This window comes from Pseudomonas sp. 1L-B-1-E-C1 (assembly GCF_057291835.1).
Window position 1 is genome coordinate 268,319 of sequence record NZ_JBXAWN010000004.1, and the last position, 18,612, is coordinate 286,930.

Here is an 18,612-nt window from a genome sequence, read left to right on the forward strand (position 1 = left end):
CATTGTGGGAGCGAGCCTGCTCGCGAAGAGGGTGTATCAGTCAATGAACATGTTGCGTGACACGCCGCTTTCGCGAGCAGGCTCGCTCCCACAGGTTTCGAGTCCGCATTGCATGCCTGAGTATTTTCAATGACCTCCTTGCCCGCCCCTCTACGCTGGCTCCACTCTCTGGAATGGCGTCGCGGTTTTTTCGACTGGGCACGCAGCGATGGCGTGACCTGGGTCTATATCTTCAAGGTGTTGCTCGCCGCGTTTCTCACTCTGTGGCTGGCGATGCGTCTGGAATTGCCGCAGCCGCGCACGGCGATGATCACCGTGTTTATCGTCATGCAGCCGCAGAGCGGCCAGGTGTTCGCCAAGAGTTTCTATCGCTTCCTCGGCACGCTGGCGGGGTCGGCGATGATGGTCACGCTGATCGCTTTATTCGCGCAGAACACCGAACTGTTTCTCGGCTCGCTGGCGATCTGGGTCGGCATCTGCTCGGCCGGTGCCGCCCGTTGCCGCAACTTTCGCGCGTATGGTTTTGTCCTTGCCGGTTACACCGCGGCGATGGTCGGATTGCCGGCGCTGGCGCATCCCGACGGCGCATTCATGGCCGCGGTGTGGCGGGTGCTGGAGATCTCGCTGGGGATTCTCTGCGCGACGCTGATCAGCGCCGCGATTCTGCCGCAGACCGCCAGCGCAGCGATGCGCAACGCCTTATATCAGCGCTTCGGTGTGTTCGCCCTGTTCGTCACCGACGGCTTGCGCGGGCGCAGCAAAGCCGAGGCGTTCGAAGCCAGCAACGTGCGCTTCATTGCCGAAGCCGTGGGCCTGGAAGGCTTGCGCAGCGTGACCGTGTTCGAAGACCCGCACATGCGCCGGCGCAACGGTCGCCTGAGTCGTTTGAACAGCGAGTTCATGGGCATCACCACGCGCTTCAACGCCTTGCATCAGTTGCTTGAACGCCTGCGCGGCAATGGTGAAGAACATGTCGTGGTAGCGATCAAACCCGGTTTGCAGGACCTCGCCGAAGTGCTCGACGGCTTCAGCGGTCGCGCCCTGACCAGCCCCGATGCGGCACGTTTGGCCACCGCGCTGGCGACTTACAAGGAAGGCCTGCCGACACGCGTTCGAACCCTGCGCGGGATCTTTCAGGACACAGGTCCGAGCGAAGCCGAACAGTTGGATTTCCACACCGCCTACGAATTGCTCTACCGCTTCGTCGACGACCTGCACAGTTATGCACAGACCCACGCTTCACTCGCTGAGCATCGCCACGAACGCGAACGCTGGGACGAGCCGTTCACCCCGCAAACCAACTGGTGGGCGGCGGCCGCCTCAGGGATCCGTGCCTCGTTCATCCTGATCGTGCTGGGCAGTTACTGGGTCGCGACCGCGTGGCCGAGCGGGGCGACCATGACCCTGATCGCCGCCGCCACTGTCGGTTTGTCTGCGGCTACACCGAACCCGAAACGCATGGCTTTTCAGATGGCCTGCGGGACTTTTCTCGGTGCGCTGGTCGGCTTCGTCGAGATGTTTTTCATCTTCCCGTGGATCGACGGCTTCCCCTTGCTCTGCGTGATGCTCGCGCCGGTGATTGTGCTCGGTTCGTTCCTCGCTTCGCGGCCGCAGTACGCCGGGGTGGGTCTGGGCCTGCTGATTTTTTTCAGCACCGGTTCGGTGCCGGACAATCTCACGATCTACAACCCTTACACCTTCATCAACGACTACATCGCCATGGTCATGGGCATGCTTGTGTGTGCCGCATCGGGGGCGATTATTCTGCCGCCAAACAGTCGCTGGCTGTGGCAGCGCCTGGAGCAGGATCTGCGCGGGCAAGTGGTCTATGCGATCAGCGGCAGACTCAAAGGCCTGGCCTCGAGTTTCGAGAGCCGCACCCGCGACCTGCTGCATCAGGCCTATGGCCTGGCGGCGGGCCAACCGAAGGTGCAGAAGAGTCTGCTGCGCTGGATGTTCGTGGTGCTCGAAGTCGGTCACGCGATCATCGAGTTGCGCAAGGAACAGGCGATCCTGCCGGTGCACCCGGCGTATGCCGAATCGCAGCCGTGGCGCCAGGCAATTCGGGTGATGGGGCGCGCGCTGGTGCGCCTGTTTCTGCAGCCGAACGCGAGCAATCTCGAACGTGCACTGGTGGCTGTCGATCACGCGATCAGCCGCGTCGCCGCCACCGATGAGCCGTTCGCGCCGCACTTCGATACCTCCGCGTTGCGGCGGGTGAAGAGCTACCTGCACTTCATCCGCACCTCGTTGCTCGACCCGCAATCACCCCTTGCCGAATTCGCTCCCGCCAGGCCTGAAGGACTTGCCCATGCCTCGTGAAATCGCCTTCCACGGCGTGTACATGCCGACCATGACCCTGATGTTTTTCGTTGCTGCGGGGTTGGCCTGGGCGCTGGACCGCTTCCTCTCGGGGTTCGACCTGTACCGTTTTTTCTGGCACCCGGCGCTGCTGCGTCTGAGCCTGTTTACCTGTCTGTTCGGCGCCATGGCGCTGACTGTCTACCGTTGAGAACATCTTGATGAAAAAGTTTTTCAGCCTGCTCGCGACCCTGCTGGTGCTGGCCCTGGCGCTGTGGATCGGCCGCACGTTGTGGGAGCACTACATGAACACGCCGTGGACTCGCGATGGCCGCGTTCGCGCCGACATCATCAACGTCGCCGCCGACGTCACTGGCGAAGTGGTCGAGGTGCCGGTGCATGACAATCAGTTGGTCAAGAAGGGCGATCTGCTGATGCGCATCGACCCTGAGCACTACCGCATCGCGGTCAGGCAGGCGCAGTCGCTGGTCGCTTCGCGCAAGTCGACCTGGGAGATGCGCAAGGTCAACGCCCACCGCCGCGCCGACCTCGACAATCTGGTGATCTCCAAGGAAAACCGCGACGACGCCAGCAACATCGCCGACGCCGCGCTGGCCGATTACCAACACGCCCAGGCGCAGCTGGAGGCCGCCGAACTCAATCTCAAACGTACCGAAGTGCGCGCGGCGGTGGACGGCTACGTGACCAACCTCAACGTGCATCGCGGCGACTACGCACGCATCGGCGAGGCGAAGATGGCCGTGGTCGACATGAACTCCTTCTGGGTTTACGGCTACTTCGAAGAAACCAAACTGCCGCATGTGAAAATCGGTGACAAAGCCGATATGCAGCTCATGAGCGGCGAAGTGCTCAAGGGCCATGTCGAGAGCATTTCACGCGGCATCTACGACCGCGACAACCCGGAGAGCCGCGAGCTGATCGCCGATGTGAACCCGACGTTCAACTGGGTGCGCCTCGCGCAGCGGGTGCCGGTGCGCATTCACATTGATGAAGTGCCGGAGGGCGTGTTGCTGGCGGCGGGGATTACTTGCACGGTGGTGGTGAAGCAGGACGTTGTGGATAACTGACAGACCGCGTTGACTGAATCGCGAGCAGGCTCACTCCTACACTGGATCTGTATCACTCCGAAGATCCACTGTGAGCGAGCCTGCTCGCGATCCGGGTTATCGGTAGAACGTTTTGACCACCCGCAGTCCGGACTCGATGGTCTCATCCACTGTTAACCGTTTGTCTTCAATGAGGGTGATTATCCGCTGATCATTGGCAATATTTGCGTCAGGTTTTTTCAACTGAGCGGCGCGATTGATCACGATGTAGATCAATACATGATCTCGGTTCCTGATGAATGGCAGGTCCATGGCATCGCCGATCGACTGAGTCATGTAGGCATGACGTTCAGCGGTCGTCAGGCCCTTGAAGGTATCCGGATAGTCCTGATAGATCTGGGCGGAGTAGCGGGCGACGTCCTCTGCTCGTTCTTCTGCGGCCAATGCCGCCTTGCTGGCGACCTGAGGGACGAGGTCGTTGTAGCGTTTGTCAGCCTCGGCAATCTGGCTCGGGCTCATCCGGGTTTTGAGTGTGGTGCCGATGGCGGCGTCCTCAGTATTGATGAGGAATTTGCTCCACGCGTAAGCTTCGGGCAGGTTGTCCTGTTTTTCGTACTGTTTGATCAGTTCCTTCTGGGCATCCGGATAACCGTGTTGCGCTGAGCGCAGCAGCCAGCGCATGGCAAGTTTGGCGTCTTTTTTCGCCCCGAGAGTGCCGGAACTGTACATATCGTACAGGCCGTACTCCGCACACCAGTCATTTTGCTTTGCCGCGTAGGCTGTGTAGTTGAAAACCTGATTTTTGTTTTTGCTCAGGTCGCCGGACTGCATCACCATTGTGGACAGGTAGCAAAACGCTCGAGGGTGGTTCGGAGCCGCCATGACCAGGCAAGTTTGGGCGACATCCCGCGATCCGTCCTCGAACATCAGCAAACCTGTGCCAAACAGAATGTCGCTGTCCATCTGTGGATTGCAGTATTCATTTGCGGTGACGGCTGGCAAGGGCGCTTGCGCGGTCAATTTCGGCAGGGTGTCGTTGAGGGGCACTTCTTGAGTGGAACAGCCCGCCAGCCATGTGAGCAATGCCAAAGGCAATACGTTGAGAAGTTTCAAAAGTTGGTCCTGATCTGAAGTGAAGCATACGCAGGGCGGCGTCAGGCAGGCAAACAAAGCAGCGACGTTTCCGTAGAGAAAGGCCGGGGGAGGGGGATATCAGTGTTCAGCAGTTCCCTTGCTTCGATGCGTGCACCAGCGATTCCATGCGCTATACGGTTCACTTGAAGCATTGCATGCTTCAAGTGCGGCGCATTCTACGTTGATCGGCTGATTTGGCAATTTCACTAAAGTGAATCAGAGCTTCCCACGCAAGCCGAACCGCTTCATCAACGTCGATTCCAGCAAACCCTTGGGCAGCAATCCCGCCAGCAACGGCAACGCCCGGCTGCCGTTGCCAATGCGCACCAACCGTGGCGGCTTGCTCTGCTGCACAGCCGTCAACAACTGCGCGGCGAACTCGACCGCTGGCGTCGGTCTGTCCTGCGATGCCTTGGCCCGTGCGCGAATGCCTTCACGCAGTGGAAACCACGGCGATTGCTCATTGATCAACTGTTCCGCTTCGTGCCCTGCATTCTTCGCGAAGCTCGATTCAATTGCGCCGGGCTGGACCTCCATCACGCGGATGCCGAACGGCGCCAGCTCCATGCGCAGGGCATCGCTCAACGCATGCACCGCGGCTTTCGAGGCGCAGTAGGCGCCGGCGAATGGCGTGACCAGCACACCGGAGACACTGCCGATATTCACCACCAGGCCCTGGGTCTGACGCAGCAGCGGGAACAGCGCGCGGGTGACGCCGACAATCGAGAACACATTGGTTTCAAACTGGCGCTGCATGGCCGGCACGCCGCCGTCGAGCAACGGCCCCATGGCGCCGTAACCGGCGTTGTTGATCAACACATCGAGGCCGCCATGTTGCTGGTTGAGGCGCTCGGCGAGTTGCGCCAGCGCGACGCTGTCGTTGACGTCCAACTGGATGGCATTGAAACCGGCGGCGCTGAGCGCGGCGACATCTTCAGCCTTGCGCGCACTGGCCCAGACTTCGTAGCCGGCCGCTTTGAACGCGTCGGCGAGGGCGCGGCCAATGCCGCTGGAGCAACCGGTAATCAACGCAACGGGCATGGCGCATTCCTTGTGCAAAAAATCAACGGAGGGGATCAGTCGGAGAAACTACCCTGTAAATGCTCGGCACGGAACTCCAGGGTTTGCGGGCGATAGCCGGGGCGTAGCGGCGGCAGCGGCAGGCAGTCTTCCCAGGTCGCGCCGGCCTGCAGTTCGCCGGGGCCGCGATAGCGTGGCGCGGTGTATTGATTGTCGGCCAGGTTGACGGTATCGCCTGGCGCATAGGCCGCGATGCGCCAACGCAGTTCGGTCAGCGGCACGTCGTTGCCGTTGTTCATGTTCAATTGCAGCGGCCGGTCGGCCGGGCATTGTTCGGGAGCGTAGGCAATGCGTAGCTCCAGGCGCGCCAGTTGTTTGATCTCGCGGTTGTCCAGCCACAGCACCCACATCGCCACGCAGCCCAGACCGATCGCGGCCGCTACGGACACCGGCACAGCCTTGGCGGGATAGCGCAGCAGCAGGATCAGCCAGGTGATGATCAGCAGGATGCCGATGAACATGCTTGAACGCTCCGTGGGTAAGTCAGCCTCATCCTACCGAAGGCGTCGCACAATGGATATTCGGAGCGGCAACAAGCCTGCCGTTGGTCGGGACTGTAATTTCTGACAGTGGCCTTACCGGCTTGCTCTTGTTCAGATGGTCCGAGACACACACGGACGTTGACTGACCATGGGTATCTACAGCAAAACGCCAACCCTTGCCGTGAACGATCCGCGCGGTTTGGCCATCCTTGCGGTGAATTACTGGCGCACCGATGCCGCCGTGGCAAGCGAGCGCCGGATCGAGCGGACGTTGCGCGACGTTGACGGGCGTGCGCTCAAACAATGGGATGCCCGACTCTGGGCGCTGCAAGCGATTGACCCGCAGGCGCCTGCCAGTCTCACCGATGTCCATGCGTTGGACGATACCCTGCTGCGCTCGGACAGTACCGACGCGGGGATTCAGGTGCAGTTGCAGGGGTTGGCTGGCGAGCTGCTGTACAGCTGGGACAGCCGCGGCACCTGCCGCGATATTGAATACGATGATTCGCTGCGCCCGGTCGCAGTGTTCGAACAGGGCACTGGCGTGCCTCGCCGATGTGCCGAGCGTTTTACCTATGGCCACCCCGACGCTGGCGACCCGCTGCGCAATCAGCTCGGTCAATTGATTCGACATGACGATCCGGCCGGCAGCGTGCTGTTCGAGCAATTCGCAATCACCGGCCAGTGCAGCGAAAACACCCGCCACTTCACGCTTGAGCCGGCTGCCCCGGATTGGCCGCAAGCCTTGGTCGATCGGCAGAAACTGCTCGAAGCCGGGGCCGGGGCAACCACGCAATGGCGCTATGCCCCGCTGGGAGCTGTGCTCGAACAGCTCGATGCCGGTGGCAACCGGCAGACGTTCGCACTGACGCTCGACGGTCGGTTACGCGGGATTGATCTACGGCTCAGGCTTCAGACTCAAGACCATCCTGTCCTCAGCGATATTCGCTACAACGCCGAAGGTCAGGTCACCCGCGAACTGGCGGGCAATGGTGTGTTGACCGAACTGAGCTACCGTTCCGAAGACGGCCGTCTGATTACGCGCCATGCTCAGGATCGGTCGGGCAGCGTATTGCAACACCTGCTGTATGCCTATGACCCGATGGGCAATGTACTGAGCATAGAAGACCAGGCATTGCCTGTGCGCTGGTTTGCCAATCAGCGCATCGAGCCGGTCAGTCGTTACCGCTACGACAGCCTCTACCGATTGATCCACGCGACTGGCTGGGAGGCCGGCGCTGCCGGTGGTGGACCGACAGCGGTGGCCAATTACACCCAGGACTTTCGCTATGACGCCGGCGGCAATCTTCTTGAGTTGACTCACCTTGGCGCACAGAGTCCCGGTCATCGACTGCAGGCCGCGCGCTACAGCAATCGGTGTCTGCCCTGGCTTGATGGTGTGCCGCCCGATGAGGCAGAGATCGCCGCAGCCTTCGATGCGCGGGGCAATCTGCTGTTGCTTGATCAGGGACGCCGGTTGCAGTGGAATCTGCGTAACCAGCTGGACTCGGTCGTGACAGTTCGACGCGAATCAAGCGCCGATGATCGCGAAAGCTATCTCTACGACGGTGCCGGCCAGCGTGTGCGCAAAACCGGTTTCTCTCTGAGCAATGCACGCGAAATGCTTGCGGAGGTCCGGTATCTGCCGGCACTCGAGTTGCGCACGGACACCGGCACGGGCCAAAGCCTGCAAGTCATTACCGTGCAGGCCGGCCTCAACAGTGTTCGCATACTGCATTGGGAAAGTCCGCCTCCGACGGGCATTAACGATCAATACCGATACAGTTCCAGTGACCACCTGGGGTCGATCAGTCTTGAGCTGGACGCTGACGCGAAGGTCGTCAGCCGTGAGCATTTCTATCCGTTCGGTGCGACTGCGTGGGTCGACGAGCCCGACGTCAGCTATAAAACCGTGCGTTATTCGGCCAAGGAACGCGATGCGACCGGACTGTATTACTACGGTTATCGCTATTACATGCCCTGGTTGCAGCGTTGGTTGAATCCTGACCCGAAAGGCTTTATCGACGGGCCAAACCTTTACCAGATGGTCGGTAACTCGCCCATGGGTTATGTCGACAGCGATGGGGGCGGGAAGACTGCCCCGTCAGAGTTGGCTGACAGTGTGCAAAAGCAGCAGTCGTTAATGAGCGCGATGACCTCGGCGGCCGGGGACGTCAGAAACTCGTTGCTCAACCACACTCAGGCGCGACACCGTTTTCAGGCCTTGGCCAGGCGAGTCGGGACGCAACTGGCCAGTAGCGCTTTCAGCGCAGGCGCTCAAGCCGTAGGTGGCACGATCGGCACTGCAGTGGGCGCCGTGTTCGGACCGGCAGCAGGCTCGTTCGCAGGCATGGTTGGCACCAAGGCCGGTGCGAAGTTGGCGGACGCAGCAATCGACAAGGTGGTGGACACCTATCAGTTGAACCGACCTATCAACTTCAAGGGCAGCGAACTCAATCCCAAGGCTCTGGTTGAAAGCGTTGAACCGAAAAACAGGCTGAGCCTTGCCACAGTGAAACTGCAATTGGCAGCGCATGATCCGCGCACGGCCGACGGTCGATCACGATTGACCAAAATGGCGCGCGCCAAGGTCGAGGACAAAGTAATTGAGACCGTCTCGGCAAAACTGGGACCGGAAACCCGGGGACTGATCCAGACCGGACGGGAATTCATCCATGCCGCGCAGGGATTGAATGCTGAGGCGTTAAGCAACACTTACGAACATCTTTCGGTAGGCATCGATATGGTCGAGTTCAGGACGCAAGCCATCGTTACCGAGCTGGCAACCACCGGCAGCGCGGATCCGAAGCTTTTTGAAGCGGTCTCCGATTTGTCGATGCAAACGTCCAGTACGATCCAGACCCTGGTGCGAACCCAGGAATTTATCGGACTGGTCGCACCTGCGCCCTATGCAGGAAGGCAGCAATCGCTGGGGGAACATTCGCGGTCGAGACTGACCCGACAACATTCGTTCGGTTGAAAAAAAGCCCCCGCCCAGCCCGCTGCGGATAGGGGACGCAACGGGCTGGACGAGGGCTTCTTGTTTCAGCGGGGGATCACTGCGCGATGGTTTTCACCGACACGCCGCGTTCGATCGGGGTGGAGCGGCCGTAGATATCTTCGAAACGCTCGATATCGTCTTCACCCAAGTACGAACCCGACTGCACTTCGATGATTTCCAGCGGGATCTTGCCCGGGTTGCGCAGGCGATGCACCGAGGCGATCGGGATGTAGGTCGACTGGTTTTCGGTGAGCAGGAACACGTTCTCGTCGCAGGTCACTTCGGCAGTGCCGCTGACCACGATCCAGTGTTCGGCGCGGTGGTGGTGCATCTGCAGCGACAGGCACGCACCCGGCTTGACCGAGATGTGCTTGACCTGGAAACGCCCGCCCATGTCCACCGAGTCGTACGAGCCCCACGGACGATAGACTTCGCAGTGGTTCTGGGTTTCGCTGCGGCCCTGGGCATTGAGGGTGTTGACCATCTGCTTGACGCCCTGGACCTTGTCCTTGTGGGCAATCATCATCGCGTCCTTGGTTTCGACCACGACGATGTTTTCCAGGCCGATCACCGAGACCAGTTTGCCGTTGCCGTGGATCATGCAGTTCTTGCTGTCCTGAATCACCACGTCGCCCTTGCTGACGTTGCCGTTGGCGTCTTTCTCGTTGACTTCCCACAGCGACGACCAGCAACCGACATCGCTCCAGCCGGCGGACAGCGGCACCACGCAGGCGCGCTGGGTTTTTTCCATCACCGAGTAGTCGATGGAATTGTCCGGGCAGCAGGCGAAGGTGGCTTCGTCCAGGGTCACGGTGTCGGCGTCCTGCTGGCTGCGCTCAAGGGTCAGCAGGCAGGTGTCGTAGATGTCCGGATCGTGCTTTTTCAGTTCCTCGAGGAAGCGGCTGGCGCGGAACAGGAACATGCCGCTGTTCCAGTAGTAACCGCCGGACTCGACGTACTCGGTGGCGCGCTTGACGTCGGGTTTTTCGACGAAGTGCGAGACGCGGCTGACGCCTTCGGGCAGCAGCGAATCAGCGGTGGATTTGATGTAACCGTAGCCGGTTTCCGGTTTGGTCGCCGGCACACCGAACAGGACCATTTCGCCGTTTTCCGCCGCGACGGTGGCCAGAGCGAGGGCGCGTTGCAGGGCTTTCTGGTCTTCCAGCACGTGGTCGGCCGGCAGGACCAGCATCAGTTCGTCACGACCTTCATTGACCAGCATCATCGCGGTCAGCGCCACGGCGGGCGAAGTGTTGCGACCGAACGGCTCCATCAGAATGCGCTGGCATTCCAGATTGCGTGCGGCCAGTTGCTCGTTGACGATGAAACGGTGTTCCTTGTTGCAGACCACGATCGGCGTGTCCATGCCTTCGAACACCAGGCGCTCGAGGGTTTGCTGGAACAGGGTGTGTTCGCCGGTCAGGGCGAGGAATTGCTTGGGGAATTGCTTGCGCGAAAGAGGCCACAGACGCGAACCGCTACCACCTGACAAGATCACCGGAATCATAGTGTTTACTCCATAAAATCAATTTGGTTAGAGCAACGAACGTTGTGTCGTTTCACTCTTGTTTTTGTCTCGTGTCCGAAGACGCCGCATCCCTTGTAGGAGCTGCCGAAGGCTGCGATCTGTTGATCTTGATCTTCAAAATCAAAAGATCGCAGCCTCGTTTCACTCGACAGCTCCTACAGGGATCAGCGTCTCTGCGGGAAAAGGGTTAGCGAGTCGACACCGGGCGTTTCACCCAGACTGGCGACAGGTTGCTGCCGTTGCCAGTGACGTACAGCACCGCTGCCTCACCACGCTCCAGCGCGACCGGTTTCACGTCGCCGACTTTCTTGTCGCCTTCGTACAGCGCCAGGCTGACTTTCACCGGGTTGATTTCACGTTCGCCACGACCTTTGGCAGCCACGTTCGGCACCACGTCGGTCTTGCCGTCAGCGGTTTTCAGGGTCAGCGATTTGTCGCTGAGGTTCTGTACGCGCACCAGGGATTTCTGCTTGTTCTTGAATGGCGGCTCTTCGATCAGTTGTGGCGCGCCGGAAGCGTTGTTGACCAGGGTGTAGTAGTGGTCACCGGCGAGTTTCACCGGCAGGGTCTGGCTGCCGATCTTGGCGCTGTAGTCGCCGCCCGGCATGAAGCTGAAGTCGCTGCTGGCCAGTGGCGCGATATCGCTCAGGCTGGTGCTGCCGACAGTGGCGCTGACTTCAGCGTTGCTGGCGTTGTAGACACGTACGAAGGTCGAGCCTTTCGGCGCGGTCGGGCCGTACAGTGCAGCATCGCCACCGGCGAAGGCTGGGACGGAAAGCACGCTGAGGCCAGCAACCAGTGCGAAGCTTTTAGCGAGACGACGAGGAGTAGTAGTGAAAGTCATGGTGTACCTCTCTTTCAGTTTTGCGCCCGATCGGGCGTCTCGGATTTAGTGTTGATGGCTACGTTTTGTTGGCGGGCGCCGGCTTGTTTGAGCTCTGCGACCCACTGTGGGTCGGCGTCGCCGATTTCGTTGTTCACAGGCAGATATCGTTCAGGAAACTCCCAGATCAGCACTTGTGGCGGGCTGTTCTTGAAGTCATCGCTTTTCAGGTAGCTGAGCATTGGCAGAATCGGGCCGTGGCCGTCTTCGGCGTAGTTGACGACGTCGCTGTGCAGCGCTTGTTTGAGCGCACCGACGAAGTTCCAGTTGGGGTTGGCGCTGTAGCTGGTGCCGATCAGTGCTACCGGTACTTCGCTGTTGGCGAACAGGGCGTCGTCACCGGCAGGCTGCTCGGCGGCCACGGTGTTGCGTTTGAGCAGAGGCTCAGGCGCCGGCATCATGTTTTCGAACAGCGGATCGAGCGGCAGGAACAGACGCAGATCGCCCTTGTGCGTGACCTTCTCTGCTGGCGTGGTGACGAAGCGCTGTGGCTCGCCGCTCAGCGGGAATTTCTCGGCAATGGTCTTGGCCAGCGTATTGGCTGCGATTTCGGCGCCTTCCGGGGTCCAGTGGGTGTCGGTGCGCAGGAACACTTGCTGACCGTTCTGCTTGGCCTGTTGCAGCGGGCCGAGCAGGTCGGGGGCGAGGATCTTGTCGGCAGCGACACGGGCGTGGAAATCCTGATACAGATTCTGGTGAATGCTCGAAGGCTTCACTTCACCCAGATGCTCCGGGTACAGACGCACCTTGGCCGGCACGATCGCCATCACCAGCTTCACGCCTTTCTCTTTCAGGGTCTGGCGCACGCCTTCGACCAGCGCGTAGTTGCCTTGCAGGTTCTGCTCTTCGTTGACGATCGGGTTGAATTCCTCATCGCTGTACAACCACTGGTCGCGGCCGAGCACAACGCCCGGACGACCTTCGTTGAACAGTTTGAAATCCAGCGCGGCCCAGAGGTTGGTGCCCAGGCGCTTGATCGGGAATTCATCGTCGTAGTGGGTTTCCACAGCTTTGGTCCAGCGGCCGTTGAGCACCGTCGCGTCGGCATTGGTGCTGAAGCCGAAGAAGCTGCGAACCGACCACAGACCCAGGACCAACAGCGTCACCAGGAACAGGGCGATGTAGAAGATGCGTAATGAGCGGGTCATGTCAGATCCCTCAGAACTGGAAGTAAAGGAACGGCGAGAAGCTTTGCGCCGAAAGTTTGAGAATCGAGGCGATGAACAACAGCAGAATCAGCCCGCGCATCACGTAGCGCGACCAGTCCGCGGTCCAGTAGGCCGGTTGCACCTGGGCTTCGACGCCGACGGTGTAGCCAGGTTCATGGATGCTCGCCGGATTTTCACCAGGCGCTGCCTTGATCATTCCAGGGGTCGCAGTGGCAGGGCCATCGGCCTCGACGTTGACTTCAGGTTTGGTCTTGGCTGGCGGCTGATTGGTGTACAGATCGCGCAGGCCGAAGAACGCCAGGGTCACGTAGGCCACCACCAGAGTTGCCACTTGCAGACCGGTGAGGCTGGCCTGATTGAGTTCCGACAGCGACCAGTCGCCGAAGCTGAACATCGCGCCGTACATACGACCGGCGACGTGCAGGTTCTCGGCACGGAAGATCACCCAGCCCATCACCACCAGCAGGAAGGTCAGTGCCCAGCGGATCGGGTTGAGGCTGCGCGGCGAAGTGTTCAGGCCGAGCATTTTTTCGATCGCCAGCCACATGCCGTGCCAGGCGCCCCAGATGATGTAAGTGATGTTCGCGCCGTGCCACAGACCACCGAGCAGCATGGTCAGGAACAGGTTGCGATAGGTCATCAGCGTGCCTTTGCGGTTACCGCCGAGGGTGATGTACAGATAGTCACGCAGCCAGGTCGACAGGCTGATGTGCCAGCGGCGCCAGAACTCGGTGATCGACTGGCTGATGTACGGCTGCTTGAAGTTTTCCATGAAGCGGAAACCCATCATCAAGCCCAGGCCGATGGCCATGTCGCTGTAACCGGAGAAGTCGAAATACAGCTGCGCGGTGTACGCCAGCGCACCCAGCCAGGCGTCGCCCGTGGTCGGGTTCTGCAGGGCGAAGCAATGGTCGGCGACCACGGCGAGGGTGTCGGCGATGAAGACTTTCTTGATGAAACCCTGCATGAACCGCGTGCAGCCCTCGGAGAACTTGTCGAGGGTGTGCGTGCGATTGTTGAACTGGTCGGCGAGGTCGCGGAAGCGCAGAACCGGACCAGCGATCAGGTGCGGGAAGATCGCCACGAATGCTGCGAAGTCGATCAGGTTGCGCGTCGCCGGCGTGTCGCCACGGTACACGTCGATGATGTAGCTGATCGATTCGAAGATGTAGAACGAAATACCGATCGGCAGCAGCACATGAGTCAGGATGAACGGCTCGAGACCGAACGAAGTCATGATCGCGTTGATGCTGTCGACGCCGAAGTTGGCGTACTTGAAGTAGCCGAGGATGCACAGATCCACCGCCACGCCGAGCAACAGCCAGCGCTGCGCCGGTTTGGTTCGCACACCGGCGGCGCCAACTTTCAGGCCGATCCAGTAGTTCCACAGCGTGACGCCGGCGAACAGTGCGAGAAAGTCCACTCGCCACCAGGCGTAGAACACGTAGCTGGCGATCAGCAGCAGCAGGTTGCGATAGCGTTGCCCGCTCAGGTAGTACAAGCCGAGAAAGATCGGCAAGAACAGAAACAGGAACACGTTGGATGAAAATACCATCCCGATCTCTCCATGTTTGAACCAACAGTCAAGGGCCAGAGCCCCCCCAAACCCCCCACAAAAAACCGGAGGGTCAACTCACAAATCTTTAAACCTGACACTTATCCCTGTAGGAGCTGCCGAAGGCTGCGATCTTTTGATCTTGATCTTCAAAGGCCAGATCAAAAGATCGCAGCCTTCGGCAGCTCCTACAGGGTTTCGCGTTCGGTCTTACGAACCCTTGTTGCCCTTTTCATGCGTCGGGTCGTAGACCTTGGTCAGGTCGCCGCCGAGGCGGAAGGTCTTGAACGGTTGCATGTCGCGTTTCTTCTCGATCACATCCGGCGCACAGGTGTAGAGGGTGCAGAACGGTTCGAGCCAGGCGAATTTCATGTCCTCTTTCAAGTCGGTCATGTCCTGCTTTTTGCCGTTCTTTTCTTCGAACTCGTCAGGGTCCTTCACGCCGGCCAACACACGATCACCCAGACGCTTCAGCGCACCGTTGTTTTCCTGACGCAGATCGACCCCGTTGACCTGGGCGAAACTGGCGATCATCGCCAGCGGCGGCAGGGCGTAGTTGTGATAGGCGAGGGCGCGTTGCTGGCGCTTGAGTTCGTTAGGCAGGAAGCCATCGGCGTCGACTTGATTGACGCCAACCTTGTATTCCTTCACCGCCCAATCAAACAGGTCGCGGCGGTTGGTGGCGACGGCGGTGGCCATCACCGACCAGGCGGCCCAGTACGAGTGGTTGTTGGTTTTTTCCAGCGGCAGGTTGTCCCAGTCGCTGACCACCTGATCGGCCATTTTGCTGAACCAGGCTTCGATCAACTGCGCTTCCTGCTGGTGCTGGGCCAGTGGATGCGAGTCGGAAAACTTCAGGCGAATGTACGACGAGGCCATGCTGCCCAGCGCCCATTTGCGCATCGACTTGCCGGTGTGGTTGAAGTCTTTGGACATCAACGCGTCAGCCTTGGCCCATGCGGTCAGCCAGTTGAGCGTGCATTCGAGCTGCTCCGGGCGACCGTCGCGCATGAACTGCATGACGCGCTTGGCGGTGCCGCGCTCCAGCGTGGTGATGTCTTTGGTGGTGTCGCGAAAGGCTTTTTCCGACTGCACGTTCAGCGTTGCGCGAGCCTTGTCGGAACCTTCGTATTTGCTGCGAAATTGCAGCGGACCGGTGTATGGCGCCGGCATCGCGTCGCAGCCGTCGCTGTTGTCGCCGGTCTTGAATTTGTCCACCGGGGCGAAGTAGCCCTGTGGTGGACGCAATGGCGCGGCGGCCTGAGTCGCCCCGGCGAACATCGCCAGGCTCAGCAGCGTCGGTGCCAACAGGTTTTTCAGTTTCGGATTTCGCATAGCAGACCTCATTGCCCGAGCTGCGCGGTCTGTTGACCAGCGCCCGGGAATACGTTGCGTTTGCAGATTTTCGCTTCGACTTTTTGTGGCGCGGCGCCAGGTCCGGCTTCAGGACCCTGGACTTCGACCGCCAGCAGGTTTTGCGAGGCCCAGTCTTCGTCCGTGCGCAGCTCAAAGGCGAAACGACCGTCGGTGTCGGAGGTTTCCGGTTTCTCGATCTTGATGTCCTCGTGGCGACCGTTCATGTACCAGAGGGTGGCTTGCAGGGTTTTCACCGAGGTGTCGGCGAAGCGGATGTCGACCTGATGACTGGCGTTCTGCAGGTTCAGGTTCTTGCTGTTGACCAGCAGTTCTTGCTTGCTGCCCGGCTTCAGCGTGGTGCTGGCGGACATCTGCGCATCCTTGCCTTCGCAACCGTTGTCGAGCAGCGCCATCATCTGGCGATAGATGGTTTCCTGGTCGAGGCGATACAGCGGCGAGAATTCCCAGATGAGAATCTTCGGCGGGGTCTTCTGGAATTCTTCGCTGCCCAGGTACTGCAGCATCGAACCTTCGAAACCGCCGCCGGGGAAGGCCACGTTGAGAATGTCGGCGCCGATGGCTTCTTCAAGGAAACCGGCGAAGTTGTAGTTCTTGCCGCTGTGCGACGTACCGACCAGGGTGATCTGCGGATTGCCGGAATCGCCGAACAGATCGCCGTCGCCTGCCTCGCCTTTCGGCTCGGTGGTGAACTGGTCCATGTACTGGATCGCGTAGCTGGTGCCACACAGTTGCCCGGCCATGTTGTGCAGGGTACCGGTCTTGCCCATGCGCCCGGACTTCTTGGTCTCGAATTCACGCTTGGGTATGTCGGCGAAAGCGGGGATCTGCTTGACCTTTTCCGCCACGATTTTTGCCGTGCGCTGAGCGCCATATGGCGTCCAGTGCTGGTCGCCACGGAAGTAGAAATCGTGGGCGGGCAGGGTGTCCGGCAGCGATTCGTTGGTCAGCGGCGATAGGTCCGGCACGACGTAACCCATCTTGGCGAAACGGCCAAGCATGGTCTTGTAGTTGCCCAGCGCTTTCTCGTAATCGAACGCGGCTTTTTCCTGCGGGTTGAGCTTGTTGCGATTCACCAGGCCACGGGTCGGCTGGTAGACGATCACCAGCTCCACGCCTTTGCTCTTGAACGCATCGTGCAACTGCTGCAGACGCTTGTAGCCGGCCGGCGTGGTGTTGAACTCGGTGCGCAGGTCTTCCTGGGTACGGAACAGCCAGTCGCCCTGAGCCTGTACCAGCGTGGTGAAGTTCTGCTGATAACGCGTGGTGTAATTCTTCGCGTCATGGGCAGCCGGGCAGAGGTTGCAGCACGGCTCGGCGGTGAACTTCGGTGGCGTGACGCTTGCGCCTTCAGCGTCGGCGCGGGCGTTGCCGGCAGCGAGAATGCCGAGGGTCAGGGCCGAGAGGCTGAGCAGTTTGATCATGTGTGGGTGCATAAAAATTATCCTCAGTCCTGCATTTCGGTCTGGCGTTCGACAGGGTCGATCAGCACGGCTTTCTGCTGGCGCACCAGCAAATCGAGAATTTCATCCTGGCGCTCGCCGAGGATGCCGTTGAAGCTGATGCCGCTGGATTTGGTCGGCGCCAGCATCGACACGCGATACAGCTCGACACTCAGCGGCGAGTCGATCGACAGCGGGCCGCTGCCGTTGGCCGCCAGCTCGCCACCGACCACGATCAGCGAGACCTGCGCGTCGAACGGGTCGAGCTTGATGTCACGGTCGGTGTCGGTCAGGTCCTTGATGTGGCCGTAGATACCGGTCAGGCCGTTGGTCATGGCAACGTTTTCGTACAGGCGGATGTTCACGCTGTTACGAATACGAATGCCGTGACGGGTATTGCTGATGACCTTGTTGCCCCACAGCAGGTTGTCGGCGGACTCGTAGAGCGTGATGCCGTCAGTGTGGTTCTTGTAGATCTCGTTGTAGGCAATGATGTTGTTGACGCTGTTACGGTCGATCACCAGGCCCGACAACTTGTTGTCGTAACTCTTGTTGTTGAAGATGAAGCTGTCGTTGACCTCACGGGAAATGATGATCCCGTGCTTCTTCTTCGTGCCGTAAACAGTGTTCTCGGCAATGATCAGACGGTGCGAGCGGTCATGCGGGTCGATGCCGTAGACGATGTTGTCTTTGTAGGTGTTGCCCTTGACCACGAAGTCGCGGGTTTCGTAGCAGTAGAAGCCGTACCACATGTCCGAGAACTCGGAGCCGACGATCCAGCCGGTTGGCTCGGGACGCTTGAGAACCTTGGCCATGTTCGGCGTGTACTGGGAAATACTCACCCCGTACGACTTACTGTTGGCGTAACCGAAACTGGCCATCTTGCTGTTGACGATGTAGGTCTCGGTGCCGCCCCAGGCGAGCAGGAACGGACGGAATTCCTTCGGCGAACGGAAGGTTGCCGGGCCGTTGTCCTTCTCGCGCCAGCCGGTGACTTTGGTGTCGCTGACGAACAATTTGCCGTCGTTGACCAGGAACGAACCGGCCTCCTGCGACAGGCGCAGTTCCTGGGTCTGACCGTCGATTTCGAGGATGCCTTTCTCGCCAACGACGATCGGCAATTTGGCCAGGTACACGCCCGGTGAGGTCTCGCTGAAATACTGCTTGGGCAGTTTTTTCGCCAGGTCCTTGAGGTTCATGTAGCCGTCGTCGATGAAGATCGCCTGCGGGATGCCGTGCTGACGCACGACCCATTCGGCCATCTTGTTATCGCCGCCGATGAAGTCCTTCAGGGCGTTTTCCTGCATCATCCGGCGCACGCTGATCTTGCCCGGCTTGCTGCGCACGATCTTCGCGGCAGCGGCTTCGGCGGTGAAGCCGGACAGGTCGGGCAGTTTCGGCTTGGCCAGTTGCAGCGCCTCGGTCGGCGCGCTGCTGACGGTGTAGGTCTTGGCCTGTTGCAGTTCTTTGGCCACGGTCGCAGGCTTGGCCGGTTCAACATTGGCGAAGGCGCCGGCGCTGGCCAGCAGCATCGCGCCGGCCAGCAGGCTGAGTGAGCCTGTTCTGGTGCTGATCATGTCGGGCACTCCCTTGGCG

Annotated in this window: 14 protein-coding genes; 4 read left to right on the plus strand and 10 right to left on the minus strand. The window is 60.1% G+C overall.

The window, feature by feature from the left end:
* Positions 1–129 precede the first annotated feature (129 nt).
* Genes AC0Z4S_RS09500 through AC0Z4S_RS09510 form a run of 3 tightly spaced genes read left to right on the plus strand, consistent with a single transcriptional unit; the run spans position 130 to position 3,389 of the window.
* Positions 130–2,322, plus strand: a complete 2,193-nt coding sequence (locus tag AC0Z4S_RS09500; RefSeq protein ID WP_485622787.1) for an FUSC family protein — start codon at positions 130–132, stop codon at positions 2,320–2,322.
* Positions 2,312–2,512 carry a DUF1656 domain-containing protein gene (locus tag AC0Z4S_RS09505; RefSeq protein WP_041479478.1) on the plus strand — a complete coding sequence of 67 codons (201 nt, stop codon included), beginning with the start codon at positions 2,312–2,314 and terminating at the stop codon, positions 2,510–2,512. Before AC0Z4S_RS09500 ends, AC0Z4S_RS09505 begins: the two co-directional genes overlap by 11 nt.
* A gap of 10 nt (positions 2,513–2,522) precedes the next feature.
* Positions 2,523–3,389, plus strand: coding sequence for an efflux RND transporter periplasmic adaptor subunit (locus AC0Z4S_RS09510; protein ID WP_485622788.1), 867 nt, complete (start codon positions 2,523–2,525; stop codon positions 3,387–3,389).
* 96 nt (positions 3,390–3,485) lie between these two features.
* Here the strand turns inward: AC0Z4S_RS09510 and AC0Z4S_RS09515 are convergent, their stop codons facing one another.
* The 3 genes from AC0Z4S_RS09515 to AC0Z4S_RS09525 all read right to left on the minus strand — a co-directional run bounded on the left by AC0Z4S_RS09515 (position 3,486) and on the right by AC0Z4S_RS09525 (position 6,043).
* Positions 3,486–4,481: an SEL1-like repeat protein gene (locus AC0Z4S_RS09515; protein WP_485622789.1), complete on the minus strand. Its 996-nt coding sequence runs from the start codon at positions 4,479–4,481 to the stop codon at positions 3,486–3,488.
* A gap of 237 nt (positions 4,482–4,718) precedes the next feature.
* Positions 4,719–5,543, minus strand: a complete 825-nt coding sequence (locus AC0Z4S_RS09520) for an SDR family oxidoreductase (protein ID WP_485622790.1) — start codon at positions 5,541–5,543, stop codon at positions 4,719–4,721.
* Positions 5,544–5,578: 35 nt separating this feature from the next.
* Positions 5,579–6,043, minus strand: a complete 465-nt coding sequence (locus tag AC0Z4S_RS09525) for a multidrug transporter (RefSeq protein ID WP_471877429.1) — start codon at positions 6,041–6,043, stop codon at positions 5,579–5,581.
* A 169-nt stretch (positions 6,044–6,212) separates the two neighbouring features.
* Here AC0Z4S_RS09525 and AC0Z4S_RS09530 point away from each other — a divergent pair, with 169 nt between their 5' ends.
* Positions 6,213–9,044: an RHS repeat domain-containing protein gene (locus AC0Z4S_RS09530; RefSeq protein WP_485622792.1), complete on the plus strand. Its 2,832-nt coding sequence runs from the start codon at positions 6,213–6,215 to the stop codon at positions 9,042–9,044.
* A 76-nt stretch (positions 9,045–9,120) separates the two neighbouring features.
* Here AC0Z4S_RS09530 and AC0Z4S_RS09535 read toward each other — a convergent pair whose 3' ends face one another.
* From AC0Z4S_RS09535 to algG, 7 genes are all read right to left on the minus strand, one after another.
* Positions 9,121–10,572 carry a mannose-1-phosphate guanylyltransferase/mannose-6-phosphate isomerase gene (locus AC0Z4S_RS09535; RefSeq protein ID WP_186568165.1) on the minus strand — a complete coding sequence of 484 codons (1,452 nt, stop codon included), beginning with the start codon at positions 10,570–10,572 and terminating at the stop codon, positions 9,121–9,123.
* A 208-nt stretch (positions 10,573–10,780) separates the two neighbouring features.
* Positions 10,781–11,437, minus strand: a complete 657-nt coding sequence (locus AC0Z4S_RS09540) for an alginate O-acetyltransferase AlgF (protein WP_485622793.1) — start codon at positions 11,435–11,437, stop codon at positions 10,781–10,783.
* Between the two features lie 14 nt (positions 11,438–11,451).
* The gene (locus AC0Z4S_RS09545) at positions 11,452–12,624 is read right to left on the minus strand and encodes an alginate O-acetyltransferase (RefSeq protein ID WP_471877427.1); all 1,173 of its coding nucleotides are present in this window, start codon (positions 12,622–12,624) and stop codon (positions 11,452–11,454) included.
* Between the two features lie 10 nt (positions 12,625–12,634).
* Positions 12,635–14,200 carry an MBOAT family O-acyltransferase gene (locus AC0Z4S_RS09550; protein ID WP_065615832.1) on the minus strand — a complete coding sequence of 522 codons (1,566 nt, stop codon included), beginning with the start codon at positions 14,198–14,200 and terminating at the stop codon, positions 12,635–12,637.
* Positions 14,201–14,410: 210 nt separating this feature from the next.
* Positions 14,411–15,535: a mannuronate-specific alginate lyase gene (locus tag AC0Z4S_RS09555; RefSeq protein ID WP_281924680.1), complete on the minus strand. Its 1,125-nt coding sequence runs from the start codon at positions 15,533–15,535 to the stop codon at positions 14,411–14,413.
* Positions 15,536–15,543: 8 nt separating this feature from the next.
* The gene (locus AC0Z4S_RS09560; protein ID WP_471877425.1) at positions 15,544–17,010 is read right to left on the minus strand and encodes an alginate O-acetyltransferase; all 1,467 of its coding nucleotides are present in this window, start codon (positions 17,008–17,010) and stop codon (positions 15,544–15,546) included.
* Between the two features lie 11 nt (positions 17,011–17,021).
* On the minus strand, positions 17,022–18,593 hold the full coding sequence (gene algG / locus AC0Z4S_RS09565) for a mannuronan 5-epimerase AlgG (RefSeq protein WP_485622794.1): 1,572 nt from the start codon (positions 18,591–18,593) through the stop codon (positions 17,022–17,024).
* Between the last annotated feature and the right edge of the window lie 19 nt (positions 18,594–18,612).